The sequence below is a fragment of the Pseudomonas sp. GD04058 genome (genome assembly GCF_029836855.1).
GTDB lineage: Bacteria > Pseudomonadota > Gammaproteobacteria > Pseudomonadales > Pseudomonadaceae > Aquipseudomonas > Aquipseudomonas bharatica.
Genome location: NZ_JAOECN010000009.1, coordinates 125,545 through 149,651, shown reverse-complemented (window position 1 = coordinate 149,651; position 24,107 = coordinate 125,545). Strand labels below are relative to the sequence as shown.

The 24,107-nt window shown below is 62.1% G+C and carries 16 protein-coding genes; 12 read left to right on the top strand and 4 right to left on the bottom strand.

What is annotated here, in order from left to right:
* Positions 1-215: 215 nt before the first annotated feature.
* Together rhlB and N7650_RS10870 are read right to left on the bottom strand one after the other, a co-directional pair.
* Positions 216-1,670 carry an ATP-dependent RNA helicase RhlB gene (gene rhlB, locus N7650_RS10875; RefSeq protein WP_009408178.1) on the bottom strand — a complete coding sequence of 485 codons (1,455 nt, stop codon included), beginning with the start codon at positions 1,668-1,670 and terminating at the stop codon, positions 216-218.
* 102 nt (positions 1,671-1,772) lie between these two features.
* A complete protein-coding gene (locus N7650_RS10870) occupies positions 1,773-2,429 on the bottom strand; it encodes an alpha/beta fold hydrolase (RefSeq protein WP_279898147.1) in 657 nt (218 codons plus the stop codon).
* Between the two features lie 335 nt (positions 2,430-2,764).
* Between N7650_RS10870 and N7650_RS10865 the strand changes: the two genes are divergently transcribed.
* The 4 genes from N7650_RS10865 (at position 2,765) to N7650_RS10850 (ending at position 6,911) form a co-directional block, all read left to right on the top strand.
* Positions 2,765-3,793 carry an amino acid ABC transporter substrate-binding protein gene (locus tag N7650_RS10865; RefSeq protein ID WP_009408182.1) on the top strand — a complete coding sequence of 343 codons (1,029 nt, stop codon included), beginning with the start codon at positions 2,765-2,767 and terminating at the stop codon, positions 3,791-3,793.
* Between the two features lie 67 nt (positions 3,794-3,860).
* Positions 3,861-5,030 (top strand): amino acid ABC transporter permease, encoded by a 1,170-nt coding sequence (locus N7650_RS10860; protein WP_037062460.1) that lies wholly within the window; start codon positions 3,861-3,863, stop codon positions 5,028-5,030.
* Positions 5,031-5,040: 10 nt separating this feature from the next.
* Entirely contained in the window at positions 5,041-6,135 is a 1,095-nt protein-coding gene (locus tag N7650_RS10855; protein WP_009408186.1) for an amino acid ABC transporter permease, read from the top strand.
* A gap of 11 nt (positions 6,136-6,146) precedes the next feature.
* Complete coding sequence (locus N7650_RS10850) at positions 6,147-6,911, top strand: amino acid ABC transporter ATP-binding protein (RefSeq protein ID WP_009408188.1); 765 nt, start codon at positions 6,147-6,149, stop codon at positions 6,909-6,911.
* Positions 6,912-7,062: 151 nt separating this feature from the next.
* Here N7650_RS10850 and algW read toward each other — a convergent pair whose 3' ends face one another.
* Positions 7,063-8,223 carry a Do family serine endopeptidase AlgW gene (gene algW, locus N7650_RS10845; RefSeq protein ID WP_279898145.1) on the bottom strand — a complete coding sequence of 387 codons (1,161 nt, stop codon included), beginning with the start codon at positions 8,221-8,223 and terminating at the stop codon, positions 7,063-7,065.
* Between the two features lie 241 nt (positions 8,224-8,464).
* Between algW and N7650_RS10840 the strand changes: the two genes are divergently transcribed.
* The 3 genes from N7650_RS10840 (at position 8,465) to cysN (ending at position 12,195) form a co-directional block, all read left to right on the top strand.
* Positions 8,465-9,223 (top strand): Nif3-like dinuclear metal center hexameric protein, encoded by a 759-nt coding sequence (locus N7650_RS10840; RefSeq protein ID WP_009408191.1) that lies wholly within the window; start codon positions 8,465-8,467, stop codon positions 9,221-9,223.
* A gap of 137 nt (positions 9,224-9,360) precedes the next feature.
* On the top strand, positions 9,361-10,278 hold the full coding sequence (cysD, locus tag N7650_RS10835) for a sulfate adenylyltransferase subunit CysD (RefSeq protein WP_009408193.1): 918 nt from the start codon (positions 9,361-9,363) through the stop codon (positions 10,276-10,278).
* Positions 10,279-10,293: 15 nt separating this feature from the next.
* Positions 10,294-12,195 (top strand): sulfate adenylyltransferase subunit CysN, encoded by a 1,902-nt coding sequence (gene cysN / locus N7650_RS10830; protein ID WP_279898143.1) that lies wholly within the window; start codon positions 10,294-10,296, stop codon positions 12,193-12,195.
* A gap of 160 nt (positions 12,196-12,355) precedes the next feature.
* Here cysN and N7650_RS10825 read toward each other — a convergent pair whose 3' ends face one another.
* Entirely contained in the window at positions 12,356-12,835 is a 480-nt protein-coding gene (locus N7650_RS10825) for an Lrp/AsnC family transcriptional regulator (RefSeq protein ID WP_037062465.1), read from the bottom strand.
* A gap of 128 nt (positions 12,836-12,963) precedes the next feature.
* Between N7650_RS10825 and N7650_RS10820 the strand changes: the two genes are divergently transcribed.
* The 5 genes from N7650_RS10820 (at position 12,964) to N7650_RS10800 (ending at position 24,079) form a co-directional block, all read left to right on the top strand.
* On the top strand, positions 12,964-14,166 hold the full coding sequence (locus N7650_RS10820; protein WP_279898142.1) for a methionine gamma-lyase: 1,203 nt from the start codon (positions 12,964-12,966) through the stop codon (positions 14,164-14,166).
* 159 nt (positions 14,167-14,325) lie between these two features.
* Complete coding sequence (locus N7650_RS10815) at positions 14,326-16,470, top strand: type I secretion system permease/ATPase (protein ID WP_279898141.1); 2,145 nt, start codon at positions 14,326-14,328, stop codon at positions 16,468-16,470.
* Entirely contained in the window at positions 16,467-17,882 is a 1,416-nt protein-coding gene (locus N7650_RS10810) for an HlyD family type I secretion periplasmic adaptor subunit (protein WP_279898140.1), read from the top strand. The genes N7650_RS10815 and N7650_RS10810 overlap by 4 nt, the downstream gene beginning before the upstream one ends.
* 3 nt (positions 17,883-17,885) lie before the next feature.
* Complete coding sequence (locus N7650_RS10805) at positions 17,886-18,674, top strand: hypothetical protein (protein ID WP_009408204.1); 789 nt, start codon at positions 17,886-17,888, stop codon at positions 18,672-18,674.
* Positions 18,675-18,904: 230 nt separating this feature from the next.
* Positions 18,905-24,079, top strand: coding sequence for a S8 family serine peptidase (locus N7650_RS10800; protein ID WP_279898139.1), 5,175 nt, complete (start codon positions 18,905-18,907; stop codon positions 24,077-24,079).
* The last annotated feature ends 28 nt before the right edge of the window (positions 24,080-24,107 follow it).

The window sequence follows — 24,107 nt, the reverse complement described above, 5'->3', positions numbered from 1 at the left end:
GGTTTATAAACTAATTTTTCCATTATGGACTTTTAGTTTAAGTATTTTCCATCCCCAGGGGCTGAAATTTGTGGTGTTGCTGGTGGCCCTATCGCTGGCAAGCCAGCTCCCACAGACCCCCCCGTGGGAGCTGGCTTGCCAGCGATAGGGCCACCAGCATCACCACAAATCTCCACGCATAAAAAAACGCAGTCCGAAGACTGCGTTCCTTGTCATCACCCGTGCTTCTTCGGCACCGGCTTGAGCAACTCCGTAGGCGGCATCTCGCAACTGATCTTGCGCCCGAGCAGTTCCTCGATCGCCGGCAATTGGTAGGAATCGTCCTCGCCGGCAAAGCTGATCGATACCCCGCTGGTCCCGGCCCGGCCGGTGCGGCCGATGCGGTGCACGTAGTCGTCCGGATCTTCCGGCAGGGTGAAGTTGATCACGTGGCTGATGCCATCGATGTGAATGCCGCGACCGGCAACGTCGGTGGCGACCAGCACGGTAATGCGGCCTTCGCGGAAGTTCTCCAGGGTGCGGATGCGCTTGTGCTGCGGCACGTCACCGGACAACTGCGCAGCGTTGACACCGTCGCGCACCAGGCGCTCTTCGATCCGCCGTACTTCGTCCTTGCGGTTGGCGAAGACGATGACCCGTTCCCACTTGTTCTCGGTGACCAGGTTGTACAGCAGTTTGTACTTGTCGCTGCCGGCAACGGCGTAGACATGCTGCTCCACGGTTTCGCTGGCGACGTTCTCCGGCTCGATCTCGACGATGGCCGGATTGGTGGTCCATTGCTTGGCCAGGTTCATCACGTCTTCAGTGAAGGTTGCCGAGAACAGGAGTGTCTGGCGCTCGCTCTTGGGCGGGGTCTGGCGAATGATCTGGCGCACCTGCGGGATGAAGCCCATGTCGAGCATGCGGTCGGCTTCGTCCAGCACCATCACCTCGACCATGTCCAGGTGCACTTCGCCACGCTGGTTGAAGTCCAGCAGGCGGCCCGGGGTGGCGACGAGGATGTCGCAGTGGCGAGCTTCGAGGGCCTTGAGCTGCTTGTCGTAGTCCATGCCCCCGACGAAGGTCATCACGTTGAGGCCGGTATATTTGGTCAGCGCCGCGGCATCCTTGGCGATCTGCACCACCAGCTCGCGGGTCGGGGCGATGATCAGTGCCCGCGGCTCGCCCATGTAGCGCTCTTTGGGCGGCGGGGTCTGCTGCAACTGGGTGATGATCGAGATCAGGAAAGCCGCAGTCTTGCCGGTGCCGGTCTGGGCCCGGCCGATTGCATCCTGGCCGCGCAGGGTGAACCCCAGCACCTGGGCCTGGATCGGCGTGCAATAGGGGAAGCCGAGGTCGTGGATGGCATGCATCAGCTCCGGCGAGAGCTTGAAATCATGGAAGCGGGTCTTGCCTTCCTGCGGCTCGACCACGAAATCTTCCAGCTTCCAGGTCGAGGCCTGGGGCTTCGGCTTGCGTTCGCGGCGCGGCTTGGCGGCAGGCTGGCTGCGTGCAGGCTTGGCCGCCTCCGTGGTCTCTGCGCGGGCTGGCGTTTCGGCTTTGCGCTGGTCGACGGCGGGCGGTGCGGGAGCGGGAGTCGGGGCAGGTGGCTGCATCACGGGGGCAGCGCTTTCGGCGACGAGTTGCTCAACCTCGCCTTTGCCGAACATCTTCTTGAGTGCTTTGAGCACGATCTTCTCATCGATTGGTTAAGGAATGTACGCCGGGCAGTGTAATGCAAGATTCGGGCTCGGCGTAGTGGATTGATCCGACAACTACAGGTAATGCGACTTTCAGCGCAGACGCTGGCTCAGCCAGTCGAAGATGTCGCGGATTTCGTCCTGTACCACCTCGTGCTCCATCGGGTACTCCAGCCAGTTGGCGCTGACACCCCAGTGCTTGAGGTACTCGAACGCGGTTCTGCCCATTGCCGGGAGCACCACCGGGTCATTTACGCCGTGCAGGCACAGCGCCGGGATGCGCTGCTGGCTGGCGGTAAGCTGGGTGTCGTCCTTGAAGGTCGGCGCATAGGTGGACAGTGCCAGCACGCCTCCGAGCGCGCCTTGCCACCTTATATAGGCGGTATGCAGCACCACCGCGCCACCTTGGGAGAAGCCGGCAAGAAAGATTCGGTTCGGGTCGATGCCGGCAGCGCGCTGCCCTTCGATCAGGCCGATGACCTGCTCGGCGGACTCTTCCAGTTGCGCCTCGTCTATGGCCCGGGCCGGGCTCATGGCCTTGATGTCGTACCAGCTGGGCATTTCATAGCCACCGTTGATCGTCACCGCGCGGCTTGGTGCCTGGGGCATAACGAAACGGGTAGTGAGCAGACGCTCCTGCAACATCTCGGCAACCGGCATGAAGTCGTAGCGATCGGCCCCTAGTCCGTGCAACCAGATCACACAGGCGTCGGCGGTCTTCTGGGGTTCGAGAATCAAAGGGTTGGTCATGACTGCTCCGAAGTAGTGCACGCGAACTCAATGCGGTGCATGAAAAAAAGGCACGCGAGGGCCACGGGGAAAAAAGATGTCGCATTGCTATAACTTTGCCAGTTGCCAAAGGCTGAACCGCTTTAGCCAAGCGATGTGGTACGCGCTTTGCTACACCCCCTTCGACATGATGTGGCGTGTTTCCTCGGTAACACCTCCTCATGGGAAAACCAAGGCTGTCACAGAACAGCGAATTGCGCCAATTGACCCAATAACAAGCCGAAACGGGTCGGATGCGCCTCATAAGGGTGCGGTGCAAGCCGGCTCAACACAATAAGAGCGAACTGGAGGTTTTAATGAAGATGTTGAAGTCCACCCTGGCAGTCATGACGGCTGCCGCAGCGCTGGGCCTGAGTTCCTTTGCCCAGGCGGGTGCAACCCTGGATGCGGTGCAGAAGAAAGGCTTTGTACAGTGTGGGGTCAGTGACGGTCTGCCGGGCTTCTCGGTGCCGGACGCCAAGGGCACCATCGTCGGCATCGACGCTGACGTCTGCCGCGCCGTGGCCGCCGCAGTGTTCGGCGATGCGACCAAGGTCAAGTTCAGCCAGCTGAACGCCAAGGAGCGTTTCACCGCGCTGCAGTCCGGTGAAGTCGACGTGCTGTCGCGCAATACCACCTGGACCAGCTCGCGCGATGCCGGCATGGGCCTGGTGTTCGCCGGTGTCACCTACTACGACGGCATCGGCTTCCTGGTGAACAAGAAGCTCGGCGTTTCCAGCGCCAAGGAGCTGGACGGTGCAACCATCTGCATCCAGGCCGGTACCACCACCGAACTGAACGTCTCCGACTACTTCCGTGCCAACGGCCTGAAGTACACCCCGATCACCTTCGACACGTCCGATGAAAGCGCCAAGTCGCTTGAATCCGGCCGTTGCGACGTGCTGACCTCGGACAAGTCGCAGCTCTACGCACAACGCTCCAAGCTGGCCTCGCCGACCGACTACGTCGTTCTGCCTGAAACCATCTCCAAGGAACCGCTGGGCCCCGTCGTGCGCAAAGGCGACGAAGAGTGGTTCTCCATCGTGCGCTGGACCCTGTTCGCCATGCTCAATGCCGAAGAGGCGGGCGTCACCTCGAAGAACGTCGAGGCTGAAGCCAAGTCGACCAAGAACCCGGACGTGGCCCGTATGCTCGGCGCCGACGGTGAGTACGGCAAGGACCTGAAACTGCCGAAGGACTGGGTCGTACAGATCGTCAAGCAAGTGGGCAACTACGGCGAAGTGTTCGAGAAGAACCTTGGCAAGAGCACCCCGCTGCAGATCGACCGCGGCCTGAACGCCCTGTGGAACAACGGCGGCATCCAGTACGCGCCTCCGGTGCGCTGATCGGGTCGGCCCGCGGTGACGTTCCTGTCACCGCGGGCCGTAGCGTTTCTTCTCTTCGGGGCCTTTCATGCACAATCCACCCAGGGGCTTGTCCCTTAGCGATCCACGCGTTCGCGCGTGGCTGTTCCAGATCCTCACGATAGTCTTCGTGGTCGGTCTGGGCTGGTATCTGTTCCACAACACCCAGACCAACCTGCAACACCGGGGCATCACCTCGGGCTTCGACTTCCTCGAGCGCAGCGCCGGCTTCGGCATCGCCCAGCATCTGATTCCCTACACCGAATCCGATTCCTATGCACGGGTCTTCGTCATCGGCCTGCTCAACACGCTGCTGGTGACCTTCATCGGTATCATCCTCGCGACCTTGCTCGGCTTCATCATCGGTGTGGCGCGGCTGTCGCCGAACTGGATGATCAACAAGCTGGCCACCGTCTACGTCGAGACCTTCCGCAACATCCCGCCGCTCCTGCAGATCCTCTTCTGGTATTTCGCGGTGTTCCTGACCCTGCCGGGGCCACGGGGCAGCATCAACATCAACGACACCTTCTTCATCAGCAACCGCGGGCTGAACATGCCCGGGGCCTCGCTGGCCGAAGGTTTCTGGCCGTTCGCGGTAGCGGTGCTGCTGGCTATCGTCGCCGTGGTCGCCATGGTGCGCTGGGCCAATCGCCGCTTCGAGGCCACCGGCGAGCCGTTTCACAAGTTCTGGGCCGCCGTCGGCCTGCTGCTGCTGATTCCGGGCTTGAGCGTGCTGCTGTTCGGCAACCCGCTGAGCTGGGAACTGCCGGAGTTGAAAGGCTTCAACTTCGCCGGTGGCTGGGTGCTGATTCCCGAGCTGCTGGCGCTGACCCTGGCGCTGACCATTTACACCGCGGCGTTCATTGCCGAGATCGTTCGTTCCGGGATCCGCTCGGTGAGCCACGGCCAGACCGAAGCGGCGCGCTCCCTGGGCCTGCGCGAAGGGCCGACCCTGCGCAAGGTGATCATTCCCCAGGCCATGCGGGTGATCATTCCGCCGCTGACCAGCCAATATCTGAACCTGGCGAAGAACTCCTCGCTGGCTGCCGGTATCGGTTACCCGGAAATGGTTTCGCTGTTCGCCGGCACCGTGCTCAACCAGACCGGGCAGGCCATCGAGGTGATAGCCATCACCATGAGCGTGTACCTGGCCATCAGCATCAGCATTTCCCTGCTGATGAACTGGTACAACAAGCGCATTGCGCTGATCGAGCGGTAAGGAGACGCGCATGAGTACCCATGTTTTCAAACCCGACATGCCGCCACCGGTGAAGACCGTCGGCGTCGTCGCCTGGCTGCGGGCCAACCTGTTCTCCAGCTGGCTCAACACCCTGCTGACCCTGTTCGCCATCTACCTGGTCTGGCTGATCGTGCCGCCCTTGCTGCAATGGTCGATCTTCGACGCCAACTGGGTCGGCACGACCCGCGCCGACTGCACAAAGGAGGGCGCCTGCTGGGTGTTCGTCCAGCAGCGCTTCGGCCAGTTCATGTATGGCTATTACCCCACCGAACTGCGCTGGCGCGTTGACCTGACGGTGTGGCTGGCAGTGATCGGCGCGGCGCCGCTGTTCATCTCGCGCTTCCCGCGCAAGGCGGTCTACGGCCTGTGCTTCCTCGTCGCCTACCCGATCATCGCCTACACCCTGCTGCATGGTGGCCTGGGCATGACCACGGTACCCACCAGCCAGTGGGGCGGCCTGATGCTGACCCTGGTGATCGCTACCGTGGGCATCGTCGGCGCCTTGCCGCTGGGCATCCTGCTGGCGCTTGGCCGGCGTTCGAAGATGCCGGCGGTAAAGGTGGTCTGCGTGACCTTCATCGAGTTCTGGCGCGGCGTGCCGTTGATCACCGTGCTGTTCATGTCCTCGGTGATGCTTCCGCTGTTCCTGCCCGAGGGCATGAGCTTCGACAAGCTGCTGCGCGCCATGATCGGGGTGATCCTGTTCCAGTCGGCCTATATCGCCGAGGTGGTGCGCGGTGGCCTGCAGGCCATTCCCAAGGGCCAGTACGAAGCCGCCGCCGCCATGGGCCTGGGCTACTGGCGCGCCATGGGCCTGGTGATCCTGCCGCAGGCCCTGAAGCTGGTGATTCCCGGCATCGTCAACACCTTCATTGCCCTGTTCAAGGACACCAGCCTGGTGATCATCATCGGCCTGTTCGACCTGCTCAACAGCGTCAAGCAGGCGGCTGCCGACCCCAAATGGCTGGGTATGGCGACCGAGGGCTACGTGTTCGCGGCCCTGGTGTTCTGGATTTTCTGTTTCGGTATGTCCCGCTACTCCATGCATCTGGAGCGCAAGCTGGATACAGGCCACAAGCGTTAGGAGAGATTTTGATGAGCGAAGCGATCAAACAGCCTGTAGGCCCTGAAGGCATTATCCAGATGCAGGGCGTGAACAAGTGGTACGGCCAGTTCCACGTGCTCAAGGACATCAACCTGAATGTGCGCCAGGGCGAGCGCATCGTCCTGTGCGGGCCGTCCGGCTCGGGCAAGTCCACCACCATCCGTTGCCTCAACCGTCTGGAAGAGCACCAGCAGGGCCGCATCGTGGTGGATGGCGTGGAACTGACCAACGACCTCAAGCAGATCGAGGCGATCCGCCGTGAAGTCGGCATGGTGTTCCAGCACTTCAACCTGTTCCCGCACCTGACCATCCTGCAGAACTGCACCCTGGCCCCGATGTGGGTCCGCAAGATGCCCAAGCGCAAGGCCGAGGAAATCGCCATGCACTATCTGGAGCGGGTACGGATTCCGGAGCAGGCGCACAAATTCCCGGGGCAGTTGTCCGGTGGCCAGCAGCAGCGCGTGGCTATCGCCCGGGCGCTGTGCATGAAACCGAAGATCATGCTGTTCGACGAGCCGACCTCGGCACTCGACCCGGAGATGGTCAAGGAAGTGCTGGATACCATGGTCAGCCTGGCGGAAGACGGCATGACCATGCTCTGCGTGACCCACGAGATGGGCTTCGCCCGGACCGTGGCGAACCGGGTGATCTTCATGGACAAGGGGGAAATCGTCGAGCAGGCGGCACCGGATGACTTCTTCGACCGGCCGCAGAATGACCGGACCAAGTTGTTCCTGAGTCAGATCCTGCATTGATTGAGGTGGCTGGCAGACTCTGGTCTGCCAGCCATTCTTGTGTTGTTTTTGAGGGCCTCATCGCTGGCAAGCCAGCTCCCACAGGTTATGCGGTACCTGTGGGAGCTGGCTTGCCAGCGATGAGGCCCTCAAGAGCAATAAGACTCCTGGATCAGTTCTCTTCTTCCTTCACCACCGGCGCCGGTGGTGGCCGCAGCCCGACCTCGGCTACCAGCTTCAACTGCTTGCCATTGCGCATGACCTCGATGGCCACCTTCTCGCTCGGCTTGATCCGTGCCACCTGGTTCATCGAGCGCCGACCGTCCCCGGCCGGTTCGCCATTGATACTCAAAATCACGTCACCCAGTTGCAAGCCTGCTTTTTGTGCCGGCCCGTCGCGGAAAATCCCCGCGACCACGATACCCGGGCGACCCTTCATGCCGAACGACTCCGCCAGCTCCTCGCTCAGCGGCTGTACTTCAAGGCCCAGCCAGCCGCGAATCACCTGGCCATGCTCGATGATCGACTTCATCACCTCCAGCGCCAGCTTGGTAGGAATCGCGAAACCGATGCCCTGGGAGCCGCCCGATTTGGAGAAGATCGCCGTATTGATCCCGGTCAGGTTGCCGTTGGCGTCCACCAGCGCGCCGCCGGAGTTGCCCGGGTTGATCGCAGCGTCGGTCTGGATGAAGTCTTCGTAGTTGTTCAGGCCCAGCTGGTTGCGGCCGGTGGCGCTGATGATGCCCATGGTCACGGTCTGGCCTACGCCGAAGGGGTTGCCGATGGCCAGGGCGACGTCGCCGATGCGGATGGTGTCGGAGCGGCCGATGGTGATCGCCGGCAGGTTCTTCAGGTCGATCTTCAGCACCGCCAGGTCGGTTTCCGGGTCGCTGCCGATGACCCGGGCCAGGGTTTCACGACCGTCCTTGAGCGCCACCACGATCTGGTCGGCACCGGCGGTCACGTGGTTGTTGGTCAGCAGATAGCCTTCCGGGCTCATGATCACCGCCGAACCCAGGCTCGACTCCCAGCGGCGCTGCTTGGGCAGGTTGTCGCCGAAGAAGCGGCGGAACTGCGGATCCTCGAACAATGGATGGGCGGACTTGTTGACCACCTTGGTGGTGTACAGGTTGGCAACGGCCGGCGCTGCGTGGGTCACCGCGTCGGCGTAGGACACCGGGCCCTGGACCACATTGGTGGTCTGCGGTGCCTGTTGCAGGTTGACGTCCTGGCTGGGCAGGCCGACCCACTCGGGAAAACGCTGGATGACCAGCATGGCGATCAGCACGCCGGTGAACAGCGGCCAGCCGAAGTAACGCAGAGCCTTGAACATTTAACGCATCCTGGGGGAGTTGGCCCGAGCCGGTGACGCTATGGGGAAAGTGGTTTGAAGCGCGCGATGATACTTCGGCAAGCACCCGGCAGGAACCGCTAAATCACTCGGCGAGCGATGCCTGCCACCGAGTGCCCCGGGGCATTGCCGGCGGTTTCCCCGAAACCGTCGACGGCCCATAATGGCCGGCATTATACGGGGCCTTGCGCCACGCTGAACTGCTGAATTGAGGAGTCTTTCCATGGCTGTTGCCCTGACTACCCTGGTCGAAGAAGCCGACCGTTATCTCGGTAGTGCAAAAATCCAGGATTACTGCCCTAACGGCCTGCAGGTCGAGGGGCGCCCGCAGGTGACCCGCATCGTCAGCGGCGTTACCGCCAGCCAGGCACTGCTGGACGCGGCGGTTGAGGCGGGAGCGGACCTGGTGCTGGTGCATCACGGCTATTTCTGGAAAGGCGAGAACCCGTGCATCACCGGGATGAAGCAGCGGCGCCTGAAAACCCTGCTCAAGCACGACATCAGCCTGCTGGCCTACCACCTGCCGCTGGACGTGCACCCGGAGGTGGGCAACAACGTGCAGTTGGCCCGGCAACTGGACATCACCGTCGAAGGCCCGCTGGATCCCGCCAACCCGCGCGTGGTGGGGCTGGTCGGTTCGCTGGCCGAGCCGGTGTCGGCCCGTGACTTCGCCCGTCGGGTCAGTGAAGTCATGGGGCGCGAGCCGCTGCTGGTCGAGGGCGAGGACGTCATCCGCCGGGTGGGCTGGTGCACCGGCGGCGGCCAGGGCTATATCGACCAGGCGATCGAGGCGGGTGTGGACCTGTTCATCAGCGGCGAAGCGTCCGAGCAGACCTACCACAGCGCCCGGGAGAACGGCATCAGCTTCATCGCAGCCGGCCACCACGCGACCGAGCGCTACGGCGTCCAGGCGCTTGGCGATTACCTGGCCCGGCGTTTTGCCCTGGAGCATCTGTTCATCGACTGCCCCAACCCTGTGTGAGCCCAAACGGTCGGGCATATCCATAGATTGTTTCGTTCTAGCCACCCTCCTAAATAGAAGCGGGCGCTGTGATAGAGTGGCCCGCTCGAACACGGCCCGTTTGGCCGTCCACAAGATCGTTTTTCCCGTGAGTAGCCATGGTCGACAAACTGACGCATTTGAAACAGCTGGAGGCGGAAAGCATCCACATCATTCGTGAGGTGGCCGCCGAGTTCGACAACCCGGTGATGCTTTACTCCATTGGCAAGGATTCGGCCGTGATGCTGCATCTGGCACGCAAGGCCTTCTTCCCTGGCAAGCTGCCGTTTCCTGTGATGCACGTCGACACCCAATGGAAATTCCAGGAGATGTACCGCTTCCGCGACAAGATGGTCGAGGAAATGGGCCTGGAGCTGATCACCCACGTCAACCCCGAAGGTGTGGCGCAGGGCATCAACCCGTTCACCCACGGCAGCTCCAAGCACACCGACATCATGAAGACCCAGGGCCTCAAGCAGGCGCTGGACAAGCACGGCTTCGACGCCGCCTTCGGTGGCGCGCGCCGCGACGAAGAGAAGTCGCGGGCCAAGGAACGCGTATATTCCTTCCGCGACAGCAAGCACCGCTGGGACCCGAAGAACCAGCGTCCGGAGCTGTGGAACGTCTACAACGGCAAGGTCAACAAGGGCGAGTCGATTCGCGTGTTCCCCCTGTCGAACTGGACCGAGCTGGACATCTGGCAATACATCTATCTCGAAGGCATCCCGATCGTGCCGCTGTACTTCGCTGCCGAGCGTGAAGTCATCGAGAAGAACGGCACCCTGATCATGATCGACGACGATCGTATCCTCGAGCACCTGAGCGACGAGGAAAAAGCCCGCATCGTCAAGAAGAAGGTGCGTTTCCGTACCCTCGGCTGCTACCCGTTGACGGGTGCCGTCGAGTCGGAGGCCGAGACCCTGACGGACATCATTCAGGAAATGCTCCTGACCCGTACGTCCGAACGCCAGGGCCGTGTCATCGACCACGATGGCGCCGGTTCCATGGAAGACAAGAAACGCCAAGGCTACTTCTAATTTCAGGGTTACTCCATGTCGCACCAATCTGATCTGATCAGCGAGGACATCCTCGCCTACCTGGCCCAGCACGAGCGCAAGGAACTCCTGCGTTTCCTCACCTGCGGCAACGTCGACGACGGCAAGAGCACCCTGATCGGTCGCCTGCTGCACGATTCGAAGATGATCTACGAGGACCACCTCGAGGCCATCACCCGTGACTCGAAGAAAGTCGGCACCACCGGCGAAGAGGTCGATCTGGCACTGCTGGTCGACGGCCTGCAGGCCGAGCGCGAGCAGGGAATCACCATCGATGTCGCCTACCGCTACTTTTCCACCGCCAAGCGCAAGTTCATCATCGCCGACACCCCGGGCCACGAGCAGTACACCCGCAACATGGCCACCGGCGCCTCCACCTGCGACCTGGCGATCATCCTCGTTGACGCCCGCTATGGTGTGCAGACCCAGACCCGCCGGCACAGCTACATCGCCTCGCTGCTGGGTATCAAGCACATCGTGGTCGCCGTCAACAAGATGGACCTGAAGGGCTTCGACGAGCAGGTCTTCGAGTCGATCAAGGCCGACTACCTGAAGTTCGCCGAAGGCATCCAGCTCAAGCCGAGCAGCCTGCACTTCGTGCCGATGTCGGCGCTCAAGGGCGACAACGTGGTCAACCGCAGCGAGCGTTCGCCGTGGTACACCGGCCCTGCGCTGATGGAAATCCTCGAGACCGTCGAAGTCGCCGCCGACCGCAACTTCACCGACCTGCGTTTCCCGGTGCAGTACGTCAACCGTCCGAACCTGAACTTCCGCGGCTTCGCCGGTACCATCGCCAGCGGTCTGGTGCACAAGGGTGATGAAGTGGTGGTCCTGCCGTCGGGCAAGAGCAGCCGGGTCAAGTCCATCGTAACCTTCGAAGGCGAACTGGAAAGCGCGGGTCCTGGCCAGGCCGTGACCCTGACCATGGAAGACGAGATCGACATCTCCCGCGGCGATCTGTTGGTCCATGCCGACAACGTACCGCCGGTGACCGACCAGTTCGACGCCATGCTGGTATGGATGTCCGAGGAGCCGATGCTTCCGGGCAAGAAGTACGACATCAAGCGCGCCACCAGCTATGTGCCGGGCTCGATTGCCAGCATCACCCACAAGGTCGATGTGAACACCCTCGAGCAGGGCGCTGCCAGCGCGCTGCAACTGAACGAGATCGGCCGGGTCAAGGTGGCCCTCGACGCGTCGATCGCCCTGGACGGTTACGACAGCAACCGCACCACCGGCGCCTTCATCGTCATCGACCGCCTGACCAACGGCACCGTCGGCGCCGGCATGATCATCGCCCCGCCAGTCCTGCCGCACGGCAGCACCGGCCAGCATGGCAAGCAGGCCCATGTCTCCACCGAGGAGCGTGCCCTGCGCTTCGGCCAGCAACCGGCCACCGTGCTGTTCAGCGGCCTGTCGGGCGCAGGCAAGAGCACCCTGGCCTATGCCGTCGAACGCAAGCTGTTCGACATGGGCCGTGCGGTCTACGTACTGGATGGCCAGAACCTGCGTCATGACTTGAACAAGGGCCTGCCGCAGGACCGCGCCGGTCGTACCGAGAACTGGCGTCGTGCCGCGCATGTGGCGCGTCAGTTCAACGAAGCCGGCCTGCTGACCCTGGCGGCGTTTGTCGCTCCGGATGCCGAAGGCCGCGAACAGGCCAAGGCGCTGATCGGCAAGGACCGTCTGGTTACCGTCTACGTCCAGGCTTCGCCGCTGGCTTGTCGCGAGCGTGACCCGCAAGGCCTGTACGCCGCCGGCGGCGACAACATCCCGGGCGAAAGCTTCCCGTACGATGTGCCGCAGGATGCCGACCTGGTGATCGATACCCAATCCACCAGCGTGGAAGAGGGCGTGAAGCAGGTGCTGGATGTGCTGCGTGCGCGTGGTGCGATCTAAGCATCCCGGCGGACAACAGAAACCCCGCTTCGGCGGGGTTTTTGTTTTCTGGCGTGATGGCCTCATCGCTGGCAAGCCAGCTCCCACAGGGTTCAGCGGCGCCGCAGGCCCTGTGGGAGCTGGCTTGCCAGCGATGAGACACGGATAAGCGCCACAGCATTCAGATATGTTTCTCCGACACCGGAATCACCCGCTTCTCCTTCACCGCCTTGTACGAAAAACTCGAATAGATCTCCTTCACCCCCGGCAGCGACTGCAAGGTTTCCCGAGCAAATTCCCCGAACGACTCCAGATCCCGAGCCAGCACCTCCAGCAGAAAGTCGTAACGTCCTGAAATGTTATGGCAGGCGACAATCTCCGGAATCTCCATCAGACGTTGCTCGAAAGCCCGGGCCATGTCCTTGGTATGCGAATCCATCATGATGCTGACGAAGGCGGTCACCCCGAAGCCCAGCGCCTTGGGTGAAAGGATCGCCTGATAGCCGGTGATATGCCCGCTTTCCTCCAGTTGCTTGACCCGCCGCCAGCACGGCGACGTGGTCAGGGCCACGCTGTCGGCCAGCTCGGAGATGGTCAGGCGCGCGTTGTCCTGCAGGGCGCCGAGCAGGGCGCGATCGGTGCGGTCAAGCGCATTGGGCAGGATTTGCCCCGATTTCAGCGGATCGTGGAGTTTCATGCCCGGAGATCCCCGTGGTGGTGGTCATATTTGGAAAAATATTAGTTCATCGCTGGCATAAGCTTATAGCAAGCCAACAAGAGGGCATCGCCATGAGCGGCTCCAGCAAGCAGCAAGGATTTGCTACCCGTGCCATTCACCATGGCTACGATCCGCAGGCCCACGGAGGGGCGCTGGTGCCGCCGGTCTACCAGACGGCCACGTTTGCCTTTCCCTCTGTCGAGTACGGCGCGGCCTGTTTTGCCGGCGAGGCGGCCGGGCATTTCTACAGCCGGATCTCCAACCCGACCCTGGCGCTTCTGGAAAACCGCATGGCGTCGCTGGAAGGCGGAGAGGCCGCGTTGGCCCTGGCATCGGGCATGGGCGCCATCACCGCAACGCTGTGGACCCTATTGCGCCCCGGTGACGAAGTTCTGCTCGGCAGCACCTTGTATGGCTGTACCTTTGCCTTCCTGCATCACGGCATCGGTGAATTCGGGGTCAGGCTGAAACATGTCGATATGGGTGACCTGAAAGCCGTAGAGGCAGCGATCACCCCGGCGACGCGGGTGATCTATTTCGAATCCCCGGCCAACCCCAACATGCACCTGGCCGATATCGCCGGGGTGGCGAAGATCGCCCGCCAACACGGCGCGACGCTGGTGGTAGACAACACTTACTGCACGCCGTACCTGCAACGTCCGCTGGAGCTGGGTGCCGACCTGGTGGTGCATTCGGCAACCAAGTACCTCAGCGGGCATGGCGATATCACCGCGGGGCTGGTGATCGGCGCGAAGGCGCTGGTGGACCGGATTCGTCTGGAAGGCCTGAAGGACATGACCGGTGCGGTGCTGTCACCCCATGACGCCTCGTTGCTGATGCGTGGGCTGAAGACCCTGAATCTTCGTATGGAACGGCACTGTGCCAATGCCCAGGCGCTGGCGGAGTTTCTCAGGAAGCAGCCGGAAGTGGAGGTGTTGCATTACCCCGGGCTGCCGTCTTTCCCGCAGCATGCGCTGGCGAAACGGCAGATGGCCTTGCCGGGCGGCATGCTGGCATTCGAATTGAAGGGTGGGATCCTTGCCGGGCGGCGCTTCATGAATGCGCTGCAACTGTTCTCGCGGGCGGTCAGCCTGGGCGATGCCGAGTCGCTGGCGCAGCATCCGGCGAGCATGACCCATTCCAGCTACACGTCGGAGGAGCGGGCGCAGCATGGGATTTCCGAGGGCTTGGTGCGTTTGTCGGTGGGGCTGGAGGATATCGATGACTTGCTGGGGGATGTGCGCCAGGCATTGAAGGCCTGTTCCCCAGGATAGGCCTCACAAGCATTTTCTAATCTTCTGTAGTCTTCCTACAAAAACGCGGTTTTGCCACGGATGTGTCTTTCGCGATTTGAAGAAGTCGCATGATTTTTCTCACCGCTGAATGAGCCTAGTTTCCGGGACAACGATTTCCCGGATCATGGAGCGCTCAGGATGGCGGCAGATAATCAACACCATGGCGAAATGCCCGATTCCGGGCTGGCCTGCCTGGTCATGCTGGCGCGATACCACAACCTGGCGGTCAACCCGGAACAGTTGCTCCATCGCTTCGCGGTCGGCAACGGTCGTTTCTGCACCAGCCTGATCCTCCAGGCGTTCAAGCAGCTCGGGCTCAAGGCGCGGGTTTCCAACTGCCCGGTCGAGCGCCTGCGCCATCTGCCGTTGCCGGCCATCGCCCTGGACGGGGAGGGCGGGTATTTCATCATCGCCAAGGTGGATGGCGATCAGGTTCTGCTTCAGGACCCACGACTCACGAGCCCGCAGGTATCGACACCTGACGCGTTGAGCAGACGCTGGAGTGGTGAGGTCATTCTCGTGCGATCCCGGGCGCACCTGCCCGGAGCGGTGGCGCGCTTCGACCTGTCCTGGTTCATCCCTGCTGTCGTCAGGCACCGGCACTTGCTGGGTGAAACCTTGCTGGTGTCGTTTGTCCTGCAACTGTTCGCCTTGCTCACGCCGCTGTTTTTCCAGGTGGTGATGGACAAGGTCCTGGTGCACCGGGGGCTGACCACCCTGGATGTCATCGTGATCGGCCTGCTGGTGATCACCTTGTTCGAAAGCCTGCTGGGCCTGCTGCGAACCTACGTCTTCGGTCACACCGCGTGCCGCATGGACGTGGAACTGGGCAAGCGGCTGTTTCAACACCTGGTGGACCTGCCGCTGGCGTACTTTCGCGCACGGAGAGTGGGCGATTCGGTCGCCCGGGCCAGAGAGCTGGAAAACATCCGCAGCTTCCTTACCGGCAACAGCATCACCGTGGTACTGGACGTGCTGTTTTCCGGGGTCTTCATTGCCGTGATGTTTGCCTACAGCGGCTGGCTGACCCTGGTCGTCGTGCTGTCGCTGCCGTTCTACGTGCTGGTTTCCTTGCTGGTCACACCGCCGCTGCGGGCGCGCCTGGAGCAGAGTTTCAACCGCGGTGCGGAAAACCAGGCCTTCCTGGTCGAGACCATCACCGGCATCGACACCCTCAAGTCGATGGCGGTGGAGCCGCAGGTCACCCGGCGCTGGGATGATCATCTGGCCGCCTATGTCGCGGCCAGCTTCAAGACCCAGAACCTGTCGGCACTGGCCCATGAGAGCGCCGCGCTGATCGGCAAGCTGGTCACCGTCGTCACCCTGTGGCTGGGCGCGCGGCTGGTGATCGAAGGCGAGCTGACCGTCGGCCAGTTGATCGCCTTCAATATGCTGGCGGGGCGGGTTTCGCAGCCGATCCTGCGGTTGGCGCAGCTGTGGAGCAGCTTCCAGCAGGTCGGGGTGTCCATCCAGCGCTTGGGTGACATCTTCAATGCTCGTACCGAAGCCAATCACGGTAATGCCAGCACGATGCCGAGGCTGGGTGGGCAGATCGAACTTGACCAGGTGAGCTTCCGTTACCGCGCCGATGCCAGCGAGGTTCTGCGCGGGGTCAGCCTGCGGATCGCGCCGGGGGAGGTCATAGGCGTGGTTGGGCGCTCCGGGTCGGGCAAGAGCACCCTGACCCGCCTGGTCCAGCGGCTCTATGCACCCGAACGTGGCCGGGTATTGCTCGACGGGATGGACCTCGCCCTGGTGGACGTTTCGTCCCTGCGCCGCCAGATCGGCGTGGTGCTGCAGGAAAACATGCTGTTTCGCCGCAGCGTTCGCGACAACATCGCCCTTGCCGATCCTGGCGCGCCAATCGAGGACATCATCGCAGCGGCGAAGCTGGCGGGTGCCCATGAATTCATCCTCGAATTGCCCGAGGGCTACGACACCCTGGTGGGGGAGCAGGGCGCTTCGCTCTCGGGCGGGCAGCGCCAGCGCCTGGCCATCGCCCGCGCCCTGATGGGCAATCCGCGCATCCTTATCCTCGACGAAGCCACCAGCGCCCTCGACTACGAGTCGGAGCGGATCATCCAGCAGAACATGGTGCGGATCTGCCGCGACCGTACGGTGATCATCATTGCTCATCGGTTGTCCGCGGTTCGTCATGCCGACCGGATCCTGGTCATGGAGCGCGGACAGATCGTCGAGCAGGGCGGCCACCAACAACTGCTGCAACGGCCTGACGGGGTCTACGCCCACTTGCACCGGTTGCAGCAAGGCGGTGGCGAATGACGGCCTGGCGTCTGTTGCTGGAGCGTTATCGCGACGCCTGGATCGAAGCCTGGCGTCGGCGCCGGGTAATAGATGGGCCGCGCCGGACGCAGAACGAGCTGGAGTTTCTGCCGGCTGCTTTGGCCCTTCAGGAAACCCCGGTGCATCCCGCGCCGCGCGTGCTCCAGTGGAGCTTGCTGTTGTTCACCGCGCTGGCCGTTGCCTGGGCCTGTATCGGCGAGGTGGATGTGGTCGCCAGTGCTACGGGGAAAGTGGTGCCCAGCGGGCGCAGCAAACGCATCCAGGCCAGCGAAGGCGCGGTGGTTCGGGCGATTCATGTCAGCGATGGACAAGCGGTCCGGGCCGGAGACCTGCTGGTGGAACTTGACGACCGGATCGCCGCCGCAGAGGTCGAGCGCCTGGGGGGTGAACTGCTGGCGGCGCAAATCGACATGGCACGAGCCCAGGCCTTGCTTCGGGCCATCGAGCGTCAGCGCGAACCGGAACACCTGGCCGCACTCATTCCCCAGGCCTCGCCCCAGCAGCAACAGGCAGCACAGCGCTGGCTGCTGGGGCAGTACGAGGAGTTGCGGGCGGCGCTGGACCAGGCCACGGCCGAAATCCATCAGCGCGGTGCCGAAGCCCGTTCTGCCGAAGCGCGGGTCGATTCGCTGATGAAACTGCTGGTTATCACCCGTCAGTTGGCCGCCGATTACCGGCAACTGTGGCAGGAGTCGGCCATGGCCAAGCACCGCTACCTGGAAAAGGAACAGATGCGTCTTGACCAGGAGCAGGAACTGGCTACCCAGCGCCTGCGCGTGGAAGAGCTGACGGCGGCAAAGGATGCCGCTGGCCATCGCCATGCCAGCGTCATCGCCCAGACCCGCCGGGCCATGCTCGATCTGCACGGTGAGGCCAGCAAGCGGGCGGTCGGCCTGAACCTGGAGTTGAGCAAGGCCGAACAGCGGCATCGCCTCAAGCGTCTGGTCTCCCCGGTCGACGGCACGGTACAGCAACTGGCGATTCATACCCGTGGCGGTGTGGTGACCGAAGCGCAGACGTTGATGGTGATCGTCCCGGTCGAGCAACCGGTGGAAGTCGAAGTGCAGTTCGAGAACAAGGATATCGGTTTTGTTTTTCCCGGGCAGTCGGTGGAAATAAAGATCGAGACATTCACGTTCACGCGGTACGGCGTTATTCCCGGCGTTGTCCAGAGTATTTCCAGCGATGCCATCGAAGATGAGCGGCGGGGGTTGGTGTATAGCGCCAGGGTGAAACTTGAGCAGCGGCATATTCGGGTTAATGAACGGGATATTCCTTTGTCCGCGGGTATGGCGGTGCGGGCCGAAGTGATAACGGACAGGCGCAAGGTGATCAGTTATTTCCTGAGTCCGTTGCAGCGGCATGTTCGGGAAAGTCTGGGGGAGAGATAAGTTATGAATGTTGCGCTGGGTTTGCTGCTGAAAACTGCACTCGTGATGATGGTGTGGTTTTGGAATTCTCTGCGGTTGCTTGCGCTGTTGCTGATTGTCCTGCTCGGAGCTTTGAGTGTGTGGAAGATTGTTGAGGTCGTCAGGTGGCCTGCTCCAATTCGTTACTTTCAAGATCCTTACGTATGTGGGCAGATCTCTGGTTATGTGCTCAGGTTTTCATGGGAGTATGTGTTGTATTGGCCGGAGTATGAAGGGCTGAGTTCGTGGGAGCCAGGGTTTCACAAAAATAAGAGCGGGTGCGATGCAAATCTGAATGCGCTTAAGTTGATTGCCTCGTGGCCAGAGATGAAGCCTGGTGTAAGCACGTACCGCTCTACCGGGTTTACGTACGATTTTGAAGGCGTAAGCATATTGGTGAAACCCTCTTCGAGGGCGGTTACAGATATGCAAAGGTTATTGAAATTAACGCTTGAGGGCCTGACTCCGGAGCAGCGTCGTGGAGTTGAATATATCAATGAGTTGGGGCTTTTTCATGTTCGTGGATTTGGTCCGATGAGCAGGGAAGGCGTGTCTGACTTCTATTGGAGTGAGCAGGATGGGCAAATAAAACACGTAGCCTATTGCCCATGGCTACCTATTCAGAAAAGAACTGCTGAATGTAATTTCAGGTTCTTTATTTCGGAGTTAGGGGCCTTTTCCGAAATTGAATTTCAATTTGAAAAGCTGGAGCACTGGCAAGAGATTGTGCGTGCTTCGGTGGATTTTCTTAACGAAGGGTTGATAGGGAGTTAAAGATGAGTAAATTGACTGAGTCCGATCTGGGGCATGCCAAAAAATTGCTCGAGGATGAGGGGCCTGCATCAATGTATGAGTATCTTGGTTCTAAAGGTGATCGATATTCAAAGTTGGCTGCCGGCGTGGTTGAGCTTAAATCCATATCAGGTATTGCAGCGTCCAGCTATATGCATTCCGTTGCAGGAAGGGAAGGCAGGCAGCTTTCGAAAGCTGATGTAGAAAGCATCATGCGTACCATGGCAAAACACTACCTGGATGACACGGGGTTGAGGTTGAAAGACGGCGTGGTTGATCGCGAAATAGATCATTTGGCGGCGGCCGCTTTTCATAGCGAGACATTCAAGGGGCATGGTTTGCCGGATGAAGCCTGGACGCTCTATCCCGTTCTCGAAGTGCTAACCAAACAAGGACGAGCGGCCTACTGGGAAAAGGTTCTGGACGCCGCCGGTGATCCGGTCAAGGAAGGACTGTTGACGGTGGATACCACGATGATGATGTCCTCTGCGAGTGCGATGGCACCGGAGCCTCAACGTCAACTGGCGAGGGAGTTCATCGACACATTCGACTCACCTTCCGGCTTGATGAGTATGGTTGCAACCGCATCGTCAAAATGGTTTGAGTCACTTATCGACTGGTTGCCGAGTTTCAATGTCGAGACACCACCTGTTGAAGCCGATCTCCAGCTTCAGATCAACACCACGCCTGCACCCCGGCAGGAAATCCTCGACGAAGACCGCATCCGCAATGACGTCTCCAACGGTTTCATCCAGAACCGTGCAACCCACAGCATCGCGTTCAGCGACGGCACCCTGGACAAGACCGATTTCACCTCCGCGCAGGTGGGCAGTATTGCCACAGGGGGCATCCGCCCCGGCGAATTGCAGCCTGACCCCAACGTGCAGCCCTCTTCCCATCTTTCCCAGTTCTACCGCGATGGCAACGAAAGCGGTTCCCCGGATTTCAGCTTGCGCAACGCAGTAGTGCTGGGCGGGCTGTCCGCCCAGACCGTGGTCAACACCTTCGTCGACCCGCTGTTGCTGGATCTCACCGGCAACGGTGCGGGCATGACGGCGATCAGCGACGGCGTGCTGTTCGATGTGGATAACAGCGGCTCCCTGCGCCGCACAGGCTGGGCCGATGCGCACACCGGGATGCTGGTACGGGAGGACGGCAGCGGGATCCGCAACATCAGCCAGCTGTTCTCCGAGTACTACGGCGGTCAGGCCGGGGTGGACGGCGGCTCGGGACAACGACCGCACAAGGACGGTTTTGCCGCCCTTGCCAGCGAGGACGGCAACCAGGATGGTGCGATCAATGCGCAGGACAGCATCTGGAGCCAGTTGCGTGTCTGGGTCGATGCCAACCAGGATGGCCGCGCCGAGGGCGCTGAGCTCAAAACGCCCGACGAACTAGGCATCACGGCGATCCGGGTCGACCAGGTCACCCCGCTGGCCGAACAGCGCCAAGGCAACCAGGTGCTGGCGCGGGGGACCTTTACCCGGGAGGGTGTCGAGCGCGAGATCCTGGCGGTCAACTTCCTCTCCGACTCCGTCAGTAACCGCATCACGCCCCAGCCGGGCGGCAACATCATCGAGTCGACGTCGGAAGGCACGACAACCCGGGCGTTCGCCAGCCAGAGCACGACAAACGCGGTGCTCGACGCGGCAACCCTGGGCGTTACCAACCTGTACGGTGGCAGCGGCGACGATGTACTCACGGCGGCTGCGGGTGGCAGTTGGCTAGTGGGCGGGCAGGGCAGCAATACCTACGTCGGCGGCGCAGGCGACGATGTCTTCGTCATCAGCGCCACTGACGACCCGACCAATATCAAGGGCAATGGTGGACGGGACACGGCATTGATCGTCGGCGACAAGGGCGTCGCGCTGAACATGGCCGAGTCCGGGCTGACCATTGCTCAAGGTGGCAGGGGCAAGGACATCATCGCCAGTGGCGGTGCCCGTGGCGTATTCATCAAGGGTGGCTCGGGTGACAGCACCTTGATCGGCGGGGCGGGCAACGACGTGCTGTCCGGCGGCAGCGGTCGCAATACCATCATCGGCGGCAGCGGCAAGTCGGTGATCTACGCCGGGCCGAAGGGCGACAGCATCCTGGCTTCCGATGGCGGCAGCATCATTTATGCCGGTGGCGGGGCTGACCTGATCCAGGGCGGTCCTGCGGATGACGTCATCGAGGCGGGCCGCGGCGATGCGCAGATCGATGGCGGGGGTGGCGTCAACCTGGTCTCGCTCCACGGCGGTCATGACCAATACCTGATCACCCGGACCGCGACCGGTTACCAGGTCGTCGACAGTGTGGTCGGGCGGGATGGCAAGTTGGCCCTGACGAATATCCAGAAACTCGGCTTTTCCGACCTGTCGGGCATCGACCTGGCAGCCCCCAACGCGCTACCGATTGCCGACATCGTGGAGGCCGCCAGCGATCACGAGGACGGTATCCAGCTCATCCCGGCAGCCACCTTGCTGAGCAACGACCAGCCATTGAACAGCATAGGCCCGCTGCGCATCGCCAACCTCAGCGATGCCCGTGGTGCCACGGTCAGCCTTACCGAACAGGGCGATGTACAGGTCGTGCCGGAGGCGAACCACTCGGGGGTGATCAGCTTCAAGTACGACCTGGTCGATGCCCAGGGCAACCCGTCGGCGACCGTGGTCGATCTGGATACCGGGGCGTCAGCACCACTGCGGGCCCTGGTGACGCTCCGCGCTGCCGACGCGCCACCCGATCCACTGGTTGCACGGCAGTGGTATCTGGACGACATCAATGTCTTGCCGGTCTGGGACGACTACACCGGCAAAGGGGTGCGCATCGGCCAGTTCGAGCCCGGTGGGCGCTTTGCCGTCAGTCCGGAGATCTTCGATACCCGGCATCCGGATTTGCAGGCCAACGTCGATCAGGCCTGGCTGCAGACGCAGCGTGCCCACGGCGGGCCGCCTGAAGTGGTATCGAATCATGCGACCCAGGTCGCCGGGGTCATGGTGGCTGCGCGAAACGGCGAGGGCGGGGTGGGCATTGCCTATGAGGCAACCCTGGGTGGTCACTATCTGGCCAACAGCGGCGAGGACCTGACCAGTCTCGGCCAGATGATCAACTACGACATCGCCAACAACAGTTGGGGGTTCAGCAATGACTTTGCCCTCACCAGCCTGCAGGGCGGGTTGATTACCACGGCGACGGCGCTGGCGACCAATGCCCGTTATGCTGCCGGCAACGGCCGCGGCGGGTTGGGCACCATCATCGTGGCGGCGGGTGGCAACCAGCGGGCCAAAGGGGGCAGCGCCCAGGGCTCGCTGACCAATAACAACCGTTACACGATCGAAGTCGGTGCCATCAATGCCAGGACCGACCTCTCGACCTTGCAGGTCGCCTCGGTACCTTTCTCCAACCCGGGCACCAGCCTGCTGGTTTCGGCACCTGGCAGCCATGTCTACTCGACCAGCCATTCACTGGAAACCGAACGTGGTGCGCTGGTGGGTGACACCTACAGTGCGACCCAGGGCACCAGTTTCGCCGCACCGATCGTTTCCGGTGTGGTGGCGCTGATGCTCCAGGCCAACCCCAATCTCGGCTACCGGGATGTGCAGCACATACTCGCCCTGTCTGCCCGCCAGGTCGATGATCCGCAGACCGCATGGCGTACCAACGGCAGCCGTCAGTGGAACGGCGGCGGCATGCATGTCAGTGACGACTACGGCTTCGGCCTGGTGGATGCCCGTGCGGCAGTGCGGCTGGCCGAGTCGTGGACGGGACAGGCGACGGCGGCGAACGAAACCGTGCTCAGTGCGTCCAGTGGCGTGCTTGAACAGGCCGTGGCACCTGGTGAGGTGCTGAGTTTCGCGTTGCAGATGGCGCCAGGTGTACAGACCGAGCATGTCGAGATCGATATCGAGGCGGTGACGGGGCGGCTGGGCGACATGACCCTGACCCTGGTGTCGCCGACCGGAACCCGCAGCCTGTTGCTCGACCGGCATGGCAAGGCGCCGGGAAGCGCTGATGGGGATCCGGGCAGCACCCGCGAGGGCGCGTTCAACTACACCTTCATGTCTACTCATGACCGGGTCGAGGCCAGCGAGGGCACCTGGACGCTGGAGGTCGGCAATGTCGCCGGCGGGCTGCCCCTGGCCTTGCACCAATGGGCATTGCGGATCTCCGGAAAGGGGTCCACTGCCGACGACACCTACTTCTATACCGATGAGTTCGAGGCACTTGTCGCGGCACAGCCCGGGCGCGCCGTGCTGGACGATGCACTCAACGGCCAGGCTGGCGGGCGCAACACCCTGAATGCTGGCGCAACGAGTCGCGATGTGGTGGTCGATCTGGGAACAGGCATCGCCAGTATCGGCGCCACCGGGCTGGTGATTGCCAATCAGGGCATCCACAACCTGATCAGCGGGGACGGCAATGACCAGCTCGCAGCGGGGCCGGCGGATGCGCTGCTGGATGGCGGTCGTGGTCGCAACGTCCTGACGGGAGGTGCGGGTCGCGACCTGTTCGTGGTGCATCGACGCTCCGGCGGACTGGATGCAGTGGCGGGCTTCGAAGCGGGTCGCGATGTAATCGCCCTGGGCGGCTTTTCCGGCACTCGGTTCAGCGACCTGCAATTGCACGAAAGCGATGACGGGGTCGAACTTGCCCTGGGTAACGAGCAATACCTGATGGTGCTGGGGCATTCGGCAGCTACGCTGGGGGCGGGCGATTTCCGCTTTGAGGAGCGCGTCAACATCCCGGCCAGGTACCTGGATGGCAGCGTCCCCGATCAGCCCGATGAGGGCCCGAAGAGCATGGGAGTAGTCATGCTTGCGGGCGGTGGTGGTGGCGTCAGCTACGTCAGTGATGCTTCAGGCCAACTGGTGGCCTCGTTGACCGGCACGGTATACAGCCGTGACGGTGCAGCGGCCGATGTGTTCGTGGTGGTGAAGCAGGAGGGCGTGGACCACTACGGCAATGCCTTGCGCGGGTTCCGACAGGGTATCGACAAGATCGACCTGAGCCAGACGGGTATCGAAAGCTTCGAAGCGCTGGAACTGTCCAAGGTGCAGCGGGCAACCATCAACGGGCTGGCGCAGATCCATGGGGTCTCGGTGAAGTCCAGTACCTTGGGCAGCGACGGCAAGCCTGTCGAGTTGCTGTACCTGGATGCTCTGGACCTTGCCCAGGTTACCCGTGAGGACTTCATCTTTGCCCAGGCGGGGCAATCGCCCGTCACTCCGGACCCGACGCAGCCCGAAGCGCCTGGAGCCACGCTTCTGGCGTCGCTTGCCGTGCCTGATATCGGTCGCCTGATCGATTCGATGGCGGCCTTCGCACCCCAGGCGCAGCCTGGGTTCCTGCCGATGGATGACGGGCACCGAGGTATGGCGGCGATGATGGCGGTGGGTGCGTAAGGGAATGCAGGCCCAATAAAAAGCCCCG